We start from the raw sequence: 18,887 nt of genomic DNA on the forward strand, positions 1-18,887 counted from the left end.
TCTCAGGATCATAACCACTGGAACCATCACCAAGTTGAGTGCTCTCTTACTATTTGTGTTACAGAGAGGATCATTGTTCCAGAAAGCAAAGCAGCACATCAGGGACAAGGGAGAGTTCAACAACTACTAGGAATCATTCAGGAGGGCTTTACTGCGCTCTGGAGTCAGAACCGTTCGAGTACAGGTCAGCTATGTACTACTCCATACCTTTGCCAGCCACGTTATGATGAATGGCGGAACCATTCGTGTACTGTAAAGTATCTTCGCTCACGCTGACATCAAGATAACCATGAAATATGCCAAATTCAGCAAAGAGCATTTAAACGACGAAGTAAGAATAGAACTATTAAATAAAATGGAATCAGCAGTCATCGTGAACACCTGAATCAAGAAGATCGAAAGTTGCTCCGTCATAGCTCGTAAAATGAAAAAAGAGCTTTTGTTAATACTTACATACTGACTGAAATGATAGTTAGAGAGAGCGAGTAACTGCATTTTTTTTAAGGGATGCTCATGGAGGAGCAATCTTAATAGCAGACTAGAAATCAGATGTGCAGTTGTACCTAAAGACCAGGCAAACAACACCTCATTGCAGAGTGAAATTTTCCCAGCACAACAGTTAGCACCCATAGGCATTTTGAACTTATGAGTTATGGACAGGTCTTTTTATAGCAATTTAAATCAAAAATGTTGGTTTACCTTATGAATTTGAAATTTTCACAAGATGGTAATTTTTATTGTACCTCAGGCTCTAATCCAGTGCCTCCCTCTTATGGTCAATATGGAACCAATGAACCAGGCGGAACTGAAACCATTGAACATGAACAAATAAACATCACCAGAACTATTCGAACGCAAGGGTTAAGACCGGTTCTGCCTGATTCTCAGCAAAGGCAACTACCAGCAAACCAAATGAAAGATTGGAGCATTCAACATGCTGATGCCAATCAGCTGCATTTTAATCAACAGCCTGTATATCAACCCACTCCTACTAACACCACTCAGAATTGGGTTCCTTTCAGTGCCAATAGCTACCCTCCCCACCATCAGACAGCGAAACAGACTGGTCCCGGGGCATTCACAGCCAGCAGTAAACCATCTATGCCTATACAAATGAACCAGGTTTATAGCCCCCCTTCTACAGAACCTTTTCAAAACCAGTCAGAAAGCAGTTTTCCGCCCCCTGAGAAATGGAATCAAAAACCATTTGAAGCAATAAGAACGGGTCAACGGGGAGAAAGAATGAATGCAGACCCAAATTTGTTGTGGGAAAGCCCAGCAGCAACTGCATTCACTCACATGAATAGTCCTGGAGCAACCTTTATTTCGTACCAACATACTAGTACTTCAGCCGGTCATTTATTTGACCCAAATGTTTCCTTATCAAGAGCGACAGGCTCATACCCTTTACCATCAGCTCAAGGTAAACAGCTCAACCATCAACCTGCGTTTGCACACCCAAGCTCCGGAATGGACAGAAGTACTTTCGCTATGGGATATCCCCATCCGCTTCCTGAACTCAAGACATCAGACAAGTTTATGCATGGAGCCAACCCTCTGTTCCCGCATAAACGCCCACATAGTATGGACCCGCATCATCATACAAATGCTAGATTGCATCGGCCAACAGCCCCACCCCCGTACAAAATTGCCTGCAACAGCGTTCAAAGAATGATGTCAAGTCACCCACCTCAAAGAGCCTTTAACAAGACAAATGAGGCAAGCCAAAGAGCACCTTACAACCCAACTACGCATATGGTTGGAGGACAGACTGGCGCCCCGTCTAGCTGGAGTAACTACTCTCATAATAGACACCTTGCCCCTCAATCGATAGACTCGATAAGAAGCTCAGCACAAACCGCTTCAGCGCGATTTGAACAAATACCTTTCACCAATAATTCAAAACTCGAGCAGACACCCACTCTTAAGCCTTTTCCAAGCAATTACTCAACTAAAGCTTCCTCAAGCAATAATGGACAGTCCGGTTCATCATCGTTAAATGCTAGCATGGATAAAACGGTTTCTTTCGACGTAGCCCCTTTAAAACAAACTGTGGGAATCTCTGATACCAAGATGAGAAAAGCCGGTAATGAGAATCAAGGGCAAACCTCAACATCTGAAGCCCCAAGTAGTGATCAAGCTGATTTTAATTGGCAAGCTCCTGAGTTTGACAGGCAGTCTAAAGAGATTCTGTCATTAATCAGAGAGACCCAAAAGATATTGGGTATAGAAAATTTGGATCTGCCCTGGATTACCTCTGCACACGTATTTGTCATTGCTGCAGATGCAATCGGAGGTTCCATACTAGAAACAACGATGCACATATTGCGGTTAGGGCATTTAAAAAGCCTACCAAATGAACCAGATAATCCATTAGAAAATGTCGATCAGGAGATAGCAGAGGTTGTCAACGGCTGGTATGAGCAAAGTGAAGAAGACATGATAGAATCTGAATATTTCGAACTTTTAAAAACCATCAATAAATACAGACAAAAAGAAAATAAATTATCCTTTAAGACAGATGCTCCTTATAAAAGCATCCTTAAAAAAGCAGCTACTATTTTAAAGTCTGAAAGAACCACAAAGGGAACTGACCATTTACCACCAAAGAATGAACGAGCCAGCCTTCTTGAATTCCTTCAAAGTGCCATAGAAGGCAGTGCAAGAGAAACCTTCAAGGAGCAAGGCGAGCTAAAGCAGCAGGAGTAAACTGACGGTATCCATTGCCTCATTGATCAGCACCTTCAGGGTTGAAATACTTGGGGCAAGTCTTGAATCTTGTATGAATTTAAACGGAATGAAATGCCTCCAACGTTCTGATAAGCCAGAAAAGCACCTCAGTCACTCCGGACATTAAGATGTCCATAAGGTACGTAAAATTCAGCACAGGAAAATTAAGCGACGCCGTGAGACTAAACCCATTAAGCAAAATGGACACATCTTGGACACGTAAGGAAAAACTAGAAATCTTGATGAATTAAGAAGAGTAAAAACAAGGAATTAGGAAGAATATATGGCGGTGAGGGAGGGATTCGAACCCTCGATACGGCTACAAACCGTATACTCCCTTAGCAGGGGAGCGCCTTCAGCCTCTCGGCCACCTCACCGGGAACGAGGGCTATATTACCGTGAACACCTTGAAAAGCAAGTCTTTTTTTAACCAAAGCCGCTGTCGGCGCCTTGGGGTTGTAGCAGGTAGAAGCTCTGCCATTTTAACCCTGCCAAATAGCCAGATTGTTTTCCACTTAACTTCTCCCCCCTGTCTGGCAGGTACAGGCTTTATACCCCAATCTCGAGAGCTGCTCCCATTTATAGCCTTGTATGAGACTTTCGAGCAGAGCTCAATCGTCTGAAAAACAGTATACCCATTAAATTTTCTAACCCCGTTATGAGCATGGTGAGCTGGACAGAAAGACAATACTCGAAGGGCATAAAAGCGAAGTGACGAGTCATAGCCTTATACCCTTGGGTATTTGTCATGGCGAGGAACTTCAACGCAGAATCTCTGTCCAGCTCAGCAGCGTAATAAGGGTTTAGAAAATGCAATTGGTATGACACCATACCCTTTCATAGCAGCGCTCAAGGCACTTTTTATTGGCGGTCAACAGCGAAAGAAATTCACACGGAAGGTAAATCAGGTTTTACAGAATACTCTCATCTCAAACCGTCAGTTCCCTGAAATGCAAATAATCAATCAGCAAGACTCCGGTGTTTATGAGGCCTGCTCAAGTAAGTAATAAATATTGAAGTCAGGTTAAAACTATCAGTGAGGTAAAATAGGAAAGAAGAAATTTCACTGTTTTATAAAAACGAAAATGCCTGACATATTATCAGGCATTTTATAAAAACTGTCTTAAAGGATTATTTACGGCTCAAAAATTCAAACCAGAGATATAAACGACAGTTTTAGAGTTATCAATAAGATTCGTAAGACTCAGATCCGGACTCAGATTCATATCCAGACTCATAACCTTCATCTTCCTCATAAGAGCGACCAGTTCCGCCTTTCTTGTGCTCTTTCTCTTTTTGAATTCTCTGGTAAATCTCTTCCCGATGAACGGCGACTTCTTTTGGTGCGTTGACACCGATACGAACTTGATTGCCCTTTACACCCAGAACAGTGACAGTGACCTCGTCCCCTACCATCAGGGTCTCTCCTACGCGGCGAGTCAGAATCAGCATTTCAATCTCCTTATTTACATCTCTGTTAAGTCAACAACCGTCAATTCTGAGCACGCTGGTGCATTGGTTAGAAGCTGATGAAATCACCCAGATAATCGTGTGATATTATACGACACCAACCCCAGTACAGACACTATCAGATCTAAAATTGCCTGACCTTCAAACTGCTTTAGTACTCAGTTTAAAGTAATGAAGTATATGCCAGCTCTACCGTTCATGCTTAAGAATTATTCAGCAAACTCAGTCTAGTCACCAAGTTCAAGATTTCCATTCGTATTTTTACCTGTCGGAAATGGTTCGAGGGCTTGATAACAATGCTCTCGGCCAATCTTGCACGTTCGGCCTAAGAGCAATCGGAGCCCCTCACGAGGCCCACGGTTTTGATTATATTGACGTTTTAGACCCCATTATCTTCCATTGGTTCCCTGTCCAACTCAAAAGCGGAATGGAGCGCCCGGACAGCAAGCTCCAGGTACTTTTCAGCAATAATCACGGAAACCTTGATTTCAGACGTCGAGATGATCTGAATATTTATCCCTTCAGCAGCCAGGGCTTCAAACATCTGGGTAGCTACACCGGCGTGCGAGCGCATGCCAACCCCCACAATAGACACCTTGGCAATCTTCATATCGCCATCGTACTCACGAGCTTCAAGCTCCTGTACGATCTGCTCGACAACCACGGTGGCCCGGTCATAGTCATTCCTATGAACCGTAAATGTGAAGTCAGTGGTTTTGTCTTCAGCAACGTTCTGAACAATCATATCCACTTCAATATTGGCACGACTGACCGGCCCCAGTATTCTGGATGCCACGCCGGGAATATCCGGTACGCCTTTAATCGTCAGCTTGGCTTCATCTCGGTTGAATGCGATGCCGGAAACTACCGGTGACTCCATGGCGCTACCCTCATCCAGTGTAATCAGTGTTCCAGGGCCATCCTGGAAGGTATGCAGAACTCTCAGATTAACATTGTACTTGCCAGCAAACTCAACAGCCCTGATCTGCAGAACCTTGGAGCCCAGACTGGCCATTTCCAGCATTTCTTCAAAGGTAATCTTGTCCAGCCGACGAGCACCTTCCACCACCCGGGGGTCGGTTGTATAAACACCATCAACATCGGTATAGATCTGGCATTCATCCGCTTTCAGAGCCGCCGCCAGCGCTACTGCCGTGGTATCAGAACCACCACGCCCCAGTGTAGTGATATTGCCTTCTTCATCACGCCCCTGGAAACCAGCAACGACAACAACACGTCCCAACTCCAGGTCTTTGAAGATGCGTTCACTGTCAATTCGTTTTATTCGAGCTTTGGTATGAGCATTGTCAGTAACAATGGCTACCTGACTGCCGGTGTAGGAAGTAGCAGGACAACCCCGCTCATTAAGAGCCATGCTCAACAAACCAATCGTCACCTGCTCACCCGTTGAGAGAATAACATCCATCTCCCTGGGCGTAGGTTGCGACTGCATGGAATGGGCAAGTTCAACCAGCCGATTGGTTTCACCACTCATGGCAGAAACCACAACGATCACGTCGTGCCCCTGTTCACGGAACCCCTTGACTTTGTCAGCAACGCCCTGAATTCGCTCAGTAGTGCCTACAGAGGTGCCGCCAAATTTCTGTACTATTAGCGCCATCTTATTCGTTCTACTTCAATCAGCCATGACCCATGGTCAAGCTTCCCTGTACCAGCTCCCTGCTGTAACGCCCCATTGAATCTTACAGAACACAGACATTCAGGCAGGAGCCGGACAGCGTAAGCTGCCATCTCTATCATTCAGTGGAGGACAGAATGTACCACGAATCGCCACTCGGGTGTATGCCTCGCGGCAATAAATAACGGGCTGCCCTATGCGGAACAGCCCGTTATTACACTTACTTGTCAGAATAGCTAACAGCTCTGGTCAAACTACTTACAATTGACTCTCCAGCCACCCTTTAATAGACGACAAAGCCTTTTCAAGATTCTCAGGCTGGGAACCGCCACCCTGGGCGAAATCCGGACGACCACCGCCTTTACCACCCAGCTGTTCAGCCACCATCTTCAGCAGATCACCTGCCTTGACCCGGCCAGTCAGATCCTTGGTAACACCCGCAGCCAGCGGTACCTTTCCATCCGCTTTAGTTGCCAGGAAAACAATACCGGAGCCCAGTTTGTTTTTCAGCTGGTCCACCATATCTCTAAGGGACTTTGGATCAATACCATCCAGCTCAGTTGCCAGCAATTTAACGCCATTAACGTCAATAGCCTGAGAGACAAGATCAGAACTGCCAGCGCTGGCCAGCTTCTGCTTCAGCTGCTGCATCTCTTTTTCGAGACTACGGCTCTGATCAACCAGCGCCTGCAACTTGGCTTCCAGACTTTCAGGCTTAGCCTTCAACATACGACAAGCGTTGCTTAGCTCAGTAAAACGTGATTGCACAAAGGATTCAGCACCAGCACCGGTCACCGCTTCAATACGGCGCACACCCGCAGCAATACCACTTTCAGCCACAATACGGAAAGAGCCGATATCACCAGTACGGCTCGCGTGAATACCACCACACAGCTCGATGGAGAAGTTGTTTGTACCCATGGTGAGCACCCGCACTTCATCGGCATACTTCTCACCGAACAGGGCCATGGCTCCACTTGCTTTGGCCGCATCCATATCCATCAGCTCAGTCTTGACAGGTGTGTTGGCACGGATTTGTTCATTCACCAGCGTCTCAATGGTCTTGAGTTCTTCGGGCTTGACCGCTTCCAGGTGAGAGAAATCAAAACGCAGACGCTCAGGGTCAACCAGAGAACCTTTCTGAGCAACGTGGTCGCCCAGCACTTGTCTCAGGGCAGCGTGCAGCAGATGAGTTGCAGAGTGATTTAAAGAGGTGGCATGACGCTTTTCAGCATCAACACCGGCAGAAACCTCTTCACCCTGACGGAGCTCACCGGACACCACTTCAACCATGTGCAGGTGATGATCACCCTGCTTACGGGTATCCACGACTCGCAAAGAGCCTGTGGCAAAATTCAACAGCCCGGTATCACCCACCTGGCCGCCAGATTCTGCGTAGAATGGTGTCTGCTCCAGAACGACCGTTGCCTGCTGACCTTCACTGATCAGGTCAACCTGTTCACCTTCCACAAACAGAGAGTGAACACGGGCCTGACCAGCCGTATTGTCATAACCAGTAAATGCAGTAGCCCCTTCAATTACCAGCTGGTTGTTGTAATCAACGCCAAACTTACTGGAGGCACGGGCGCGCTCACGCTGGGCTTCCAGCGCTTTCTCAAAACCTTCGATATCAACTTTCAGATCACGCTCACGGGCAATATCTTCCGTGAGGTCAACCGGAAATCCGTAGGTATCATAAAGCGTGAACAGGGTTTCGCCAGCAATAACATCACCTTTCATGTTGGCGATGCTCTCTTCCAGCAGCTTCATTCCCTTGTCCAGGGTACGCGTGAACTGCTCTTCTTCCTGAAGAAGAACGCGCTCAATCTGAGCTTGGTTCTTCGCCAGCTCTGGGTAAGCTTCGCCCATGACCTTAACCAGTGAACCCACCAGCTTATAAAAGAAGGATTCCTTGGCTCCCAGCTTGTGCCCATGACGGCAGGCACGACGGATAATACGGCGCAGAGTGTACCCACGCCCCTCATTGGACGGCATAACACCATCACTGATCAGGAAGCTGCAGGAGCGGATATGGTCAGCAATAACTCGAAGAGACCCTTCGGTTGTAGCAACACCACCCAGCAAGACAGACGCATCGTTCAACAGAGACTGGAACAGGTCCGTTTCATAGTTACTGTTCACATGCTGCATGACGGCAGCAATACGCTCCAGCCCCATACCGGTATCAACAGACGGCTTGGGCAGTGGCTGCATATCGCCATTGGCCTGACGATTGTACTGCATGAACACAATGTTCCAGATTTCAATGAAACGGTCACCGTCTTCTTCCGGAGTCCCCGGACGCCCCCCCCAGATGTGGTCACCGTGATCAAAGAAGATCTCAGTACATGGACCACAGGGGCCGGTATCACCCATCTGCCAGAAGTTATCAGATGCGTAAGGCGCACCTTTGTTGTCACCGATACGGATAATATCGTCCGCTGAAACACCAATGTCGTTTAACCAGATATTGTAGGCTTCATCATCAGAGGCATAAACCGTGACACAGAGACGCTCTTTCGGTAATTGGAGAGTGCCGGTCAGGAAGTTCCAGGCAAAATGGATCGCTTCTTTCTTGAAGTAATCACCAAAGCTAAAATTACCCAGCATCTCAAAGAAGGTATGGTGACGGGCGGTATAACCGACATTGTCCAGATCGTTGTGCTTACCCCCGGCACGCACACACTTCTGAGAAGTAGTTGCCCGCTTGTAGTCGCGCTGTTCACGACCCAGAAAAGTATCTTTAAACTGGTTCATCCCGGCATTGGTAAACAGCAGGGTCGGGTCGTCATGGGGCACCAGAGAGCTACTGGCAACCACTTCATGACCATTTTCCCTGAAGTATTCCAGAAAAGCAGAACGTATTTCGTTAGTCTTCATATACAGTTCCCACCGGGGGAGTTATCTCTAAATTAAGGCAAACGGGCATTATATAGGAATGGCAGAGAAAAATGATCATTTCACAATACCAATAAAGGGCTTTTATGCTGTTTTCTTCCAGAAAACGTTCTAGCCCCCTTCAAGAATTCGAATCGACCGTGCGTCTTCTTCACGCTTCTGGCCTTTTCGGGCCCACAGATAACGGTCACAGTACACCTGAACGACAGCCTCCAGCAATTGCCGGTGATGGCGCTCTCCCAACTGCTCAAGCGCCTGCGCGGCAACCTCTGCAGTACACAGGTGCTGACTCTGACGGTTTCGTCTGAGGCTGTAGATGGAAGGCTCCTCAGGCTTCAGGCTGAGCAAATCCAGATTTTGCAGATAAGGGCTCTGGCGATACATTTTTCGCGCCTGCTGCCAGGTCGCATCAATAATAATAAAGGCAACCTTCCTGCCATCCATCGCCTGTCGGCTCCAACATGCTTTTTCACTTTGCACTTCAACCGCGTATTCCGCTGGAAAGAGCAGTACTGGCTGATACGCAGGGTCATCCAATAACGACACAAGCTGCTCATCAGGCACGGTGCGACTCCAGTTGAATAACCGGGTATCCGGCATCATGGCTTGAATCAACTTGCCGGTATTGGTTGGCTTATCAAACTCCTTGTCATGAGTAATCAGCCAGAAACAGGCAGATGAATCTGCTCTCGGGATCAATGCACAGATACAGGCATGTTCCGGCAGCCGACATTGCCTGCAGGCACCATCAGTAGAATGTTTTCGAGGCTGACACTCACTTTTCATCGAATTACTTTTATCCAGTTTACTGTGGTCATTAAGCTGATAAACCCAACAAACATCTCACTTTTTTATGCTTAAGTTAGGGGGCGCTCTCAATCCACACCCATGGTGAATAATAATGACTGAAGACGCCAGCACAACAACCCCTTCAAGGGACAGCTCACATGCCTATGCATTATCCAATCGTTGGGAGCGGGCAAAAGAGCGGCTTAACGCTCTGCAAAATGCCTGTGATAAAACAACGCAGTCCTGGCTGGAATTTATCAAACCCGGTGATTACTGCCTCGAAATTGGCCCTGGTAATGGCAGTATGGCTCATTGGACTGCCGACAGAGTCTTACCGAAAGGCCAGATTGATATACTAGATATTGATGATCAGTTTTTATCGGGTATTTCCAGCAGGCAAAGCAATGTTACAGCAATTCACGCAGATATACTGGATTATGATCTAGGCATTAATCGATACGATGTGATTTACATGCGAATCGTTCTGTGCCACCTGGTTGGAGCAGACTATCAAGCACTGATTAGTCGTTGCACTAAAGCGCTTAAAGCTGGCGGTATTTTATTTATTCAGGACCTTATCGACCTGGACTACCTTGATCACTTACCTGAAGTAAGTAATGAATTAAAAACCTATCTCCACAAGCTGGCAGCCGCTGCAAATAAAACAATGGACTTCAGTATTGGCCCAGTCATCCCAAATTTAATGGTGAACTCTGGACTCAAGAGTGTTCGGGCACAAATTCAATCTGACTGGGCCACTGGTGGTTCAAATATGGCAATATTGACCTGCCTGACCTTAAAACAACTGGATGCATCTGGCCTATTTGACAACATCGAAAACCACAACGCCCTGTTCGATGAACTTATGGCATTCTATGAAAACCCAGGATCTGGTTGGTTTGGCACCTATACCGTTTCATCCATAGGAATGAAAGAGCATTAGGGCCTGTTGATAAATGGTTGTCCGCTACAAAACCAGCCAATGATTTCTTGAGATAAAGCGGCTCAGAACAGTAAGATGTCGGCGGCACCGTTAATAACCCCAAAGCCACCATACTTTGATCTTTTAATATTCGGGCCATTCATTTCAGACAAGCTGTTTAAGGTCATATGCAAACTACATACAGATACCCAGTTGGAACCAATGGCAAACCATGGGGAGAACCGGAGCGCAAAGCCTGGCTCGAGCAAACGGCCATCAAACGTGAATATCAGGAGGAAGTGGTTCCCAAAATCAAAGCCCTGGGAGACCGCTTTGACATCGAACAGTACGGTGCACTCTCTTACGATGAAGCACGTTTTCCATTATTCTGTCTGAAAAGTAAAAACTGGGACAGCAATAAGCCAACCGTTCTGATCACTGGCGGTGTACATGGTTACGAAACCAGTGGTGTTCACGGTGCGATCAAGTTTATGGATACCATGGCAGAGCATTACCAGGAACACTTTAACGTTGTTGCTGCCCCCTGTGTCAGCCCCTGGGGTTATGAAACCATAAATCGTTGGAATCCGAACGCAGTTGATCCAAACCGTTCCTTTTACCAGGACAGTCCTTCTGAAGAATCAGCCAGCCTGATGAAGCTGGTTGCAACACTGGATAATGTACTCGTCCATTTTGACCTGCACGAAACCACAGATACAGATGAAACCGAGTTCCGCCCTGCCCTGGCAGCCCGTAACGGTATTGAGTATGTCCCCTGCAGTATTCCTGATGGTTTTTACACCGTTGGTGATAGTGAAAACCCTCAGCCAGAATTTCAGGCAGCCATTATTGAGTCCGTGGCGAACGTCACTCATATAGCGCCAGCTGACGAGAAAGGTAATCTTATCGACTCGCCCATGGTTCAGCATGGTGTGATCCATTACCCAATGGTTAAACTTGGCTTATGCGGTGGTGTCACCAGCTGCACCTACGGGACGACAACGGAAGTCTATCCAGACAGCCCAAAAGTGACCGATGAAGAGTGTAACGATGCTCAGGTTGCAGCGGTTAAAGGCGGGCTCGACTACGTAATCCGTCATTTATAAGTTTTTAATACCAATCGTGCTTTCTAACTCCCGTGATGAGCATGAAGATTTGAGCCTTAAGACAAGGCGGCGTGAGCAGTCATAGCCATAGCTATGGCGACGATCGCCAACGCAGGATTAAGGCTCAAACCTTCAGCGCAATAGGGAGTTAGAAAGTTCGATTGGTATAAAATCACAGAGAACACAGCGTTCACAAAGAAAGCGATTATTGGCCCCACCTACCGCTTCAACCGCCATGATGATGATCATTGAAGCCGCGGGTTAACATAGCAGTGTTTGTGAACATTGCGATTATGAAGAAGAGAAAGATGAGTATATCTGGCTCATTGAGAAGCCCCGCTGGGCCAGAAAACGGGTCTGTCGGGCTCTCTCTTTATTATCCCGGGGAGCAGAGGCTCCAAACTTTCGTTCTTTTACCTCTTTTGCCAGCTCATCCCAATGATCATCCTGCTCCAGCAGGTATTGACCGATCAGCTCGCTATCAATCCCTTTCTGAAACAGTTCCGATTTAATACGAACCGGACCATAGCCTCGCTGTTGACGACTGTAGACGTAGCTCTCAACAAAGCGGTCGTCACTTTGCAACCGCTCCTCCCGGAGACGGATCAGCGCTTCAATCACCAGCTCCTGGGGAAAACGGCCCGCGAGCTTTCGGGTCAGCTCGGTAAAACCATGTTCCCGTCGAGCCAGCAAGTCCATTGCCGACCGACGGATATCCTTAGCTAACTGAGCAGCATCAGCAGACATTCAATTACTCAGCCAGCAGCTCGTCCTGCTGTACTTTTTCAGCAGCATCGGCTTTCTTGCCTGAATCTTTTTTGGCCTCAGCCTCAGCTTTTTTAGCCGCATCTTTCTCTGGAGAGCTCATTAGCTCATCACGAATCAGCCCTTCGATTTCAGCAGCCACTTCCGGATTATCAGAAAGGTACTGGGCAGCATTGGCTTTACCCTGTCCAATCTTGGAACCTTTATAGGCGTACCAGGCACCGGACTTATCGATCAGCTTCTGCTTCACACCCAAGTCAATCACTTCACCCATATGGTAGATGCCCTGACCGTAAAGGATCTGGAATTCTGCCTGACGGAAAGGAGGAGAAACCTTGTTCTTCACAACTTTAACGCGAGTTTCGTTACCAATAACCTCATCACCCTGCTTGACCGCACCGGTACGACGAATATCAAGACGGACAGAGGAGTAAAACTTCAGAGCATTACCACCTGTGGTCGTTTCCGGATTACCAAACATAACACCGATCTTCATTCGAATCTGGTTGATGAAGATCACCATACAGTTGGTCTGTTTGATGGAGCCGGTGAGCTTACGCAAAGCCTGGGACATCAGACGAGCCTGCAGACCAACGTGAGAATCGCCCATATCTCCCTCGATTTCAGCCTTGGGGACCAGGGCTGCCACCGAGTCAACAACAATCACGTCCACAGCACCGGAACGTACCAGCATATCGGTAATTTCAAGCGCCTGCTCACCCGTGTCTGGCTGGGATACATAAAGGTCATCAACATCAACACCCAGCTTTCCGGCATACAGCGGGTCGAGGGCATGTTCCGCATCGACAAAGGCACAGGTCGCACCCTGCTTCTGAGCCTGGGCAATAACGCTCAGGGTCAATGTGGTTTTACCGGAAGACTCAGGGCCAAAGATTTCGATAACACGGCCTTTTGGCAGACCGCCTATACCCAGTGCAATATCCAGCTGCAGAGAGCCGGTGGAAATAGCAGGAATCGCTTCCTGCTTCTGATCGCCCATCCGCATGATGGCGCCTTTACCAAACTGTCGGTCAATCTGGCCAAGTGCTGCTGCCAACGCTTTTTTTCTGTTATCATCCATTCTTTACGCCCTCAGTTCGATTCTGACTTCATCAGGAACAGCTTAAAAAGTAATACTGTATATTTAAACAGATACTGGTTATTTGTCCAGTATATTTATTGCTTCGACAACATCGAATATTTTTTCAGGTTAATAACGTCAGGATCCCCTGCAAAGCCTGAAACACCGTCTGCTCCCGAATTTGGTCGCGGTCACCTTCAAGGTGAAACTGTCTGGCTGCCGTTTCCTGACCCGTACTCCAGGCAATCCATACCGTTCCGACCGGTTTTTCCGGTGTGCCTCCATCGGGGCCAGCAACCCCGGTCACAGCAACAGAAATATCCGTTCTCAGGAGTTTACGAACGCCTTGAGCCATGTTGACGGCAACCTGTTCACTGACCGCACCGTACTTATTAAGGATCACTTCGGGCACATCGAGCAGCCGGCTTTTCACGCCATTGGCATAGCAGATAACGCCCCCTTCAAACCAGTTCGAACTACCGGGCATGGCAGTTAACGCATGACCTATTCCACCACCGGTACAGGATTCAGCGGTAGACAAGGTCCACTCTCTGGACATCAGCAGTTCAGCAATCTCGTAGACAATGGGGGACGTAGCAGAATGCAATGTAGGTTCCATGGTCACTCGCCAATACGGTTATCAGGGGGCAATCGGGAAAGGATGTTATAACACGATCAGGGGAAGTGTTCACAACTAATAGTGAAGTCGCTGTGCCCTGGTTAAACAAAGCACAGCACGGTAATTATTCAAACTCCTTTATACTTTCCACCGTAATGGCATAGACAACGTCAGTGTACTCAGACGTATTGTTCTCGACCCTGATCACCCCTTCCAGCCAGTAGGGTGTATAGCCCGCTTCCGTCACTTTAATACCCTTGTCATAGCGAACAAAAATTGTCTGATTGGGTGGTGGTGGTGGTACATGAACACAGGCTCCCATCGTGGGCACCAGTAACAGCTCTGTTGCTGACTGATCCTTACCTATATTCAATGGCACCAGGTAACCGGGAATTTTAACCCGCTGCTGGTCCATGTCTTTTACAGGAACCTTGCCCAACTTAACAATATAATCAATAGCCTCAACCTGGCTGATTTCACCCGCCTCATACTTTCGGACAATTTCCTCATCCACCGGAGGCATCAGGTCATCCCAGTTAATCTCTTTGACTGGAGGCGCCTTTGGGGGCTCAATCTTTGCCGCCATGGCAAAATCCATCAGCATAAAAGGTACCATGAGCACCAGTGCCATCCAGCCAAAGCGTTGTCTTCTCGTTATCATTATTCGCTCTCCTACAGCCTGACCGTCAGACCATCTGCCAATGAATTTTTATAGGCTCGCCAGGCAGGCACTGCGCCCAGTATGGTCGCCGAAACAATGATGGCGACCGCCAGAACCAGCTCAAATAGCCCCGGCAGCGCAATGGTAATGTGCAAACCCAGCTGCATTTGCAATACTGGCTGAATGGCGAACAGCATTCCATACATCATTACAAAACCCAATAGTGTGCCAGTGATGGCATAGATCAGGGACTCGGTAATCATCAGGGTGAAGATATGCCCGGGTCGGGCTCCTACCGAGCGGAGAATGGCCATTTCTCTTCGCCGTTCATTCAGGGAGGTGAGAATAGTGGTCAACATGCCAACCAACCCCGCAATCACCACCATCACTGAAACAGCCAGCAATGCTTTTTCAGCTGAACCCACCAGCTGCCAGAGTTCTCCAAGAGCCACACCCGGCAAAATAGCCGTCAGCGCTTCCTGACGATACTCATTTACTTCCCGCTGATAACGAAAAGCGGCCACCCGTGATTTCAGGCCAACAAAATAGGCTGTAATACTGGAGGGTTGCAAATCCATAGCTCGCGCCCTGTCGGCAGACACCGAGAAAAGTGCATTGGGCGCCGCTCCATTGACCCAGTCAATGTGCAGCGCTTCAATCCCCTCCAGGGAGATCATAATCACCCTGTCCATAGGAGTTCCGGTAGGCGCTAACACACCAGCCACCCTGAAGGGCTTATCCTGATGTTCCTGCAGAGCTCTGCTTTCCACGCCATGACTCAGGACAATCTCCTGTCCAACCTGGTAGCCGAGAACCGCCGCCACTTCAGAGCCAATGACTGCATCATAGAGATCATCAAATGGTTTCCCATTTCTGAAGCTGATGGGCTGATCATCACCGTAACGAAAGTGCTCGAACATGGTTTGAGAGGTACCCACCACGCGATACCCCTGATGGGAGTCCCCCAGGGCAATGGGTATCGTCCAGGCGACCGCCTTATTGGTGGACAGATCCTGATACGTTTCCCAGGTGATGTTATTGGTCGCATTACCAATATGAAACACCGAGTAGAGCAGCAGGTTAAGCGAACTACTCCGGGCTCCAACCACAAGATCGGTACCAGACACAGTACTGGTAAAACTGTTTCGTGCCTCAACCCGAACCCTTTCCACGCCCAGCAACAGAGCAACGCTGATAGCGATGGAGAAAATAGTCAGCAATGCCGTCGTTTTCCGGTTACTCAGACTTTTCACCGCCAGATGAAGAATCGACATCAAACCACCTCCGATACTTCTGCTGACAATGGCCGATGCTGACTGGCACGATTGATTTCATTCAGGGCAACCGAACGATCAAACAAGGCTTCCAGGGCAGAGTCATGGCTGACGAAAACCAGTGTACTGCCAGCAGCCTCGCACTCTGTGAACAGCAGGCGGATAAATGCCTCACGGGTATCACTGTCCAGAGCAGACGTCGGTTCATCCGCAATCACCAGTTCAGGGCGGCCAATCAACGCTCTGGCCGCAGCTACTCTCTGCTGCTGACCAATACTGAGTTCGGTTACCGGCCTCTGTAGCAGCTGCGTATCCGTAAGCTCCAGGTGATTCAGCAGTCGAATCGCTTCCTGCCCGGCATCAACACCCATGGATTGCACGCTTTCACGACGCTTTCTGGCAAACCCCAGTGGCAGTGTGACATTCTCAATCACTGATAGATAAGGAATCAGGTTAAACATCTGAAAGATAAAACCGATATGATCTGCCCGGAAATGATCCCGCCGCGCCGAAGAAAAACGACCAATGTCATTTCCAAGCACAGACACATCACCGGCAACCGGTGTGAGCACTCCCCCAAGAAGTCCCAGGAGCGTCGTTTTACCCGATCCTGAAGGCCCCCGGATAAACACTTTCTCACCCTGATTGACCAACAGCTCCGGTATATCCAGAACCACAGTTCCCGGCTTCCAGCCAAACTGGACACCCTTAAGATGAATCACCGGTTGACGGAGACTGCTCATATCAGAAGCGCACCTCTGGTCGCTGACGGCTCATTTGCCCTGCTATCTGACCTGAATCGGTAAAACCCTGAACCTTCAACTGCTCACTGTTGCCAAACCGCTGAAACAGTTGGGTCGATATGCTGTTGAGCTTGGCAATATTGGCACATTCATAAACATAAGTGGCGGCAATATCCATGTGCGAAGATTCATGGTGATCATCTGAATCCGCATGTTGCTTGTGGTGCCCATGATCATCATGGTGTGATTCATGATGGTCGTCTGCCTCTGCATGGTGCTTGTCATGTCCATGATCATCATGGTGCGAGTCATGGTGATCATCGGCATCCGCATGATGGTCATGATGACCTTCTCCATGCTCACCACTGGCCGAAGCCGATGCCGTTTTCAATGTACAGGAAGCCGCCGGTGTAAAAGACCATAAATCGTCTTTTTTCAGTTCATTCAGGGCATCTTTAAGCTGCCCGCGCTGAGTGTCTGAAGTAATGGATTCAAAGCCAAGAATATCAAACCCCGGTGTTTCCAGCTCAAGATGAACCTGATGACCTTCAATGGCAAAGTTTAAATGACCGGCACCATGCACATGGGCATCGGCATGGCGATTGGCATCAGCCAGCACGCCAGTTGATAGTAAGGTGCAGGTGACAACGGCCATTTTTGAAAAGTGACGCATACAAAATCCTGAAACAAAAATAATGAATGAAAAATCAAACGTCAGACTTTGTAGTCAGGAGGTGCGCGGGTATGCCTTTTGGTTGGGGTCGAAGAATGAATCGAGAAAAGATAAGGTCGGTCGTTCTGAAATGAACCAAAAAGGACTTTTGCTTTGAAAAAGTGGACAGGGGAAGAAGCCTGAGACACCAGCATACAAGCGGATGAATGGCGGTGCTCGGTGCTCTGGTTATCACTTGCATCATCAACCAGAGAAATAACGGGATGCTGCCAGGATATTTCAGACTGCAGGTTCTCGTCCGATGCAGTATGTACGTGGCTCAGAGTGTAATGCACCACCAACAGATAAACAGCCACCATCAGACAGGACAGAAATCGTCTTCTGTTTTCCCCACGGTCTGTCCAGTTGAGGCTGATGCTCATATTCTGCGATTCCCTTCGGAATTACCCTCACCGGGTACTGGTCCCGCCAGTACCTGCTACCAAGATGCAAAAGTGTTATAACATAACAGACAAGAGATATTCAAAAATTCATCACCAGCCTACTGAAAAAAGTCACATCTACTCAATAAAAACAGTGCTATAAAATAAACGCCATTCGACATATACCTTCCCCATTTTTTTCTGGATTCTGCTATGACCGTTTATAAGTTATTAGCGGCAACTCTACTGTTGTGTCTATTTCAAACTCATGCTTTCTCTGATCAGGCCACTCACAAAGCCAGTAGCGAAGATTTAAAAGATGTGTATCTGAAAAACCTCTACCCGGTTAAAATTCTGGCTCACCTGAAACCTTATAGTCAAAGTGAGGGCAATCACTTAGCACCTCAATCCAAATGGCAGCTGGTCGCTGTTATTGATTCGGAGAATTCAGATGGTCTGGTTGAAACAGAGCTCCCAATCAGCAAGCCCAGAAACCTGACAACCTCTGCCAGTATCGACGATAAAATCACCTTTAAAGACACCATTGATTACCAGCACTACACGATCTCCCCTCTCTCTGCAGAAACCATCGCCTCAGCCATCGATCAAACAACACCCCATGGCTATCATGGCTATACCAAGTGGCTGGTTGAATGGAAGTACACCTCAAAGCAGTTGGGCAATGGTCAGTGTGAAGTAGATACCGCTACTATTAACCTGACCACCAGTATCAGTATGCCCAAACTGAGCCACACCGCAAAGCAGGACACCCTGATCAATACGAAATTCAACTGCTATTACAATGCACTGATGAAACATGAAATGACTCACCACAGCCATGCGCTGAAAGCCGCAAGAAAAATGTCTGATGTACTGTCATATCATGGAGAAACCCAATGTTCGGATTTATATAACGAGCTGAAGGCAAAATGGGATGATATTCATCAGCAGGCCAATGACGATGACTTGAACTACGATCGTGATACTGAACATGGCAGAACAGAGTGCGTCATTATTTTCTGATCAATAAACACACTCAATGTAATGCTTTGTATAAGATACATAACAACCTCTTACTTCATCGCCGTTTCAATC

15 protein-coding genes, 1 tRNA gene and 1 pseudogene are annotated in these 18,887 nt (G+C 47.8%); 4 read left to right on the forward strand and 13 right to left on the reverse strand.

All coding sequences use genetic code 11. From position 1 onward, the window contains the following. Positions 1-702: 702 nt before the first annotated feature. Positions 703-2,709, forward strand: a complete 2,007-nt coding sequence (locus tag GV64_RS15050; RefSeq protein ID WP_152554078.1) for a hypothetical protein — start codon at positions 703-705, stop codon at positions 2,707-2,709. Positions 2,710-3,014: 305 nt separating this feature from the next. Here the strand turns inward: GV64_RS15050 and GV64_RS15055 are convergent. The 5 genes and pseudogenes from GV64_RS15055 to GV64_RS15080 all read right to left on the reverse strand — a co-directional run bounded on the left by GV64_RS15055 (position 3,015) and on the right by GV64_RS15080 (position 9,523). Beyond that, positions 3,015-3,107, reverse strand: a tRNA-Ser gene (locus tag GV64_RS15055). Between the two features lie 910 nt (positions 3,108-4,017). Beyond that, positions 4,018-4,182, reverse strand: a pseudogene (csrA, locus tag GV64_RS25930) (carbon storage regulator CsrA); the annotation flags it as partial. Positions 4,183-4,579: 397 nt separating this feature from the next. Then, entirely contained in the window at positions 4,580-5,821 is a 1,242-nt protein-coding gene (locus GV64_RS15070; protein WP_020584435.1) for an aspartate kinase, read from the reverse strand. Between the two features lie 276 nt (positions 5,822-6,097). Then, positions 6,098-8,719, reverse strand: a complete 2,622-nt coding sequence (gene alaS, locus GV64_RS15075) for an alanine--tRNA ligase (RefSeq protein WP_020584434.1) — start codon at positions 8,717-8,719, stop codon at positions 6,098-6,100. Positions 8,720-8,848: 129 nt separating this feature from the next. Next, the gene (locus GV64_RS15080) at positions 8,849-9,523 is read right to left on the reverse strand and encodes a tRNA-uridine aminocarboxypropyltransferase (RefSeq protein ID WP_020584433.1); all 675 of its coding nucleotides are present in this window, start codon (positions 9,521-9,523) and stop codon (positions 8,849-8,851) included. A 115-nt stretch (positions 9,524-9,638) separates the two neighbouring features. Between GV64_RS15080 and GV64_RS15085 the strand changes: the two genes are divergently transcribed. Together GV64_RS15085 and GV64_RS15090 are read left to right on the forward strand one after the other, a co-directional pair. Then, positions 9,639-10,469 carry a class I SAM-dependent methyltransferase gene (locus GV64_RS15085; protein WP_020584432.1) on the forward strand — a complete coding sequence of 277 codons (831 nt, stop codon included), beginning with the start codon at positions 9,639-9,641 and terminating at the stop codon, positions 10,467-10,469. A 167-nt stretch (positions 10,470-10,636) separates the two neighbouring features. Continuing rightward, a complete protein-coding gene (locus GV64_RS15090; RefSeq protein WP_020584430.1) occupies positions 10,637-11,554 on the forward strand; it encodes a M14 family metallopeptidase in 918 nt (305 codons plus the stop codon). Positions 11,555-11,845: 291 nt separating this feature from the next. Here GV64_RS15090 and GV64_RS15095 read toward each other — a convergent pair whose 3' ends face one another. From GV64_RS15095 to GV64_RS15130, 8 genes are all read right to left on the reverse strand, one after another. Then, entirely contained in the window at positions 11,846-12,301 is a 456-nt protein-coding gene (locus tag GV64_RS15095) for a regulatory protein RecX (protein ID WP_020584429.1), read from the reverse strand. A 4-nt stretch (positions 12,302-12,305) separates the two neighbouring features. Then, a complete protein-coding gene (gene recA / locus GV64_RS15100) occupies positions 12,306-13,400 on the reverse strand; it encodes a recombinase RecA (RefSeq protein WP_020584428.1) in 1,095 nt (364 codons plus the stop codon). 124 nt (positions 13,401-13,524) lie between these two features. Further along, a complete protein-coding gene (locus tag GV64_RS15105; protein ID WP_026258550.1) occupies positions 13,525-14,019 on the reverse strand; it encodes a CinA family protein in 495 nt (164 codons plus the stop codon). 124 nt (positions 14,020-14,143) lie between these two features. Then, the gene (locus GV64_RS23890) at positions 14,144-14,680 is read right to left on the reverse strand and encodes a DUF3299 domain-containing protein (RefSeq protein ID WP_020584426.1); all 537 of its coding nucleotides are present in this window, start codon (positions 14,678-14,680) and stop codon (positions 14,144-14,146) included. Between the two features lie 11 nt (positions 14,681-14,691). Further along, positions 14,692-15,954 (reverse strand): ABC transporter permease, encoded by a 1,263-nt coding sequence (locus GV64_RS15115; protein WP_020584425.1) that lies wholly within the window; start codon positions 15,952-15,954, stop codon positions 14,692-14,694. Further along, complete coding sequence (locus tag GV64_RS15120) at positions 15,954-16,697, reverse strand: ATP-binding cassette domain-containing protein (protein ID WP_020584424.1); 744 nt, start codon at positions 16,695-16,697, stop codon at positions 15,954-15,956. The genes GV64_RS15115 and GV64_RS15120 overlap by 1 nt, the downstream gene beginning before the upstream one ends. A gap of 1 nt (position 16,698) precedes the next feature. After that, the gene (locus tag GV64_RS26140) at positions 16,699-17,370 is read right to left on the reverse strand and encodes a ZrgA family zinc uptake protein (protein ID WP_020584423.1); all 672 of its coding nucleotides are present in this window, start codon (positions 17,368-17,370) and stop codon (positions 16,699-16,701) included. 41 nt (positions 17,371-17,411) lie between these two features. After that, positions 17,412-17,792, reverse strand: coding sequence for a hypothetical protein (locus GV64_RS15130; protein ID WP_020584422.1), 381 nt, complete (start codon positions 17,790-17,792; stop codon positions 17,412-17,414). A 213-nt stretch (positions 17,793-18,005) separates the two neighbouring features. On the opposite strand from GV64_RS15130, the gene GV64_RS15135 reads away from it, so the two are divergent. Then, on the forward strand, positions 18,006-18,815 hold the full coding sequence (locus tag GV64_RS15135; RefSeq protein ID WP_020584421.1) for a DUF922 domain-containing protein: 810 nt from the start codon (positions 18,006-18,008) through the stop codon (positions 18,813-18,815). Positions 18,816-18,887 lie beyond the last annotated feature (72 nt).

The organism is Endozoicomonas elysicola, from assembly GCF_000710775.1.
Taxonomy (GTDB): Bacteria; Pseudomonadota; Gammaproteobacteria; order Pseudomonadales; family Endozoicomonadaceae; genus Endozoicomonas; species Endozoicomonas elysicola.

Excerpts from the sequence above, each read along its gene's own strand:
- GV64_RS15090 (WP_020584430.1), top strand. The coding sequence starts at position 10,637 with ATGCAAACTACATACAGATACCCAGTTGGAACCAATGGCAAACCATGG.
- GV64_RS15120 (WP_020584424.1), bottom strand. The coding sequence starts at position 16,697 with ATGAGCAGTCTCCGTCAACCGGTGATTCATCTTAAGGGTGTCCAGTTT.
- GV64_RS15135 (WP_020584421.1), top strand. The coding sequence starts at position 18,006 with ATGACCGTTTATAAGTTATTAGCGGCAACTCTACTGTTGTGTCTATTT.
- GV64_RS15050 (WP_152554078.1), top strand. The coding sequence starts at position 703 with ATGAATTTGAAATTTTCACAAGATGGTAATTTTTATTGTACCTCAGGC.
- GV64_RS15095 (WP_020584429.1), bottom strand. The coding sequence starts at position 12,301 with ATGTCTGCTGATGCTGCTCAGTTAGCTAAGGATATCCGTCGGTCGGCA.
- GV64_RS15080 (WP_020584433.1), bottom strand. The coding sequence starts at position 9,523 with ATGAAAAGTGAGTGTCAGCCTCGAAAACATTCTACTGATGGTGCCTGC.
- GV64_RS15070 (WP_020584435.1), bottom strand. The coding sequence starts at position 5,821 with ATGGCGCTAATAGTACAGAAATTTGGCGGCACCTCTGTAGGCACTACT.
- GV64_RS15130 (WP_020584422.1), bottom strand. The coding sequence starts at position 17,792 with ATGAGCATCAGCCTCAACTGGACAGACCGTGGGGAAAACAGAAGACGA.
- GV64_RS15085 (WP_020584432.1), top strand. The coding sequence starts at position 9,639 with ATGACTGAAGACGCCAGCACAACAACCCCTTCAAGGGACAGCTCACAT.
- GV64_RS23890 (WP_020584426.1), bottom strand. The coding sequence starts at position 14,680 with ATGATAACGAGAAGACAACGCTTTGGCTGGATGGCACTGGTGCTCATG.
- GV64_RS15115 (WP_020584425.1), bottom strand. The coding sequence starts at position 15,954 with ATGTCGATTCTTCATCTGGCGGTGAAAAGTCTGAGTAACCGGAAAACG.
- GV64_RS15105 (WP_026258550.1), bottom strand. The coding sequence starts at position 14,019 with ATGGAACCTACATTGCATTCTGCTACGTCCCCCATTGTCTACGAGATT.
- alaS (WP_020584434.1), bottom strand. The coding sequence starts at position 8,719 with ATGAAGACTAACGAAATACGTTCTGCTTTTCTGGAATACTTCAGGGAA.
- recA (WP_020584428.1), bottom strand. The coding sequence starts at position 13,400 with ATGGATGATAACAGAAAAAAAGCGTTGGCAGCAGCACTTGGCCAGATT.
- GV64_RS26140 (WP_020584423.1), bottom strand. The coding sequence starts at position 17,370 with ATGCGTCACTTTTCAAAAATGGCCGTTGTCACCTGCACCTTACTATCA.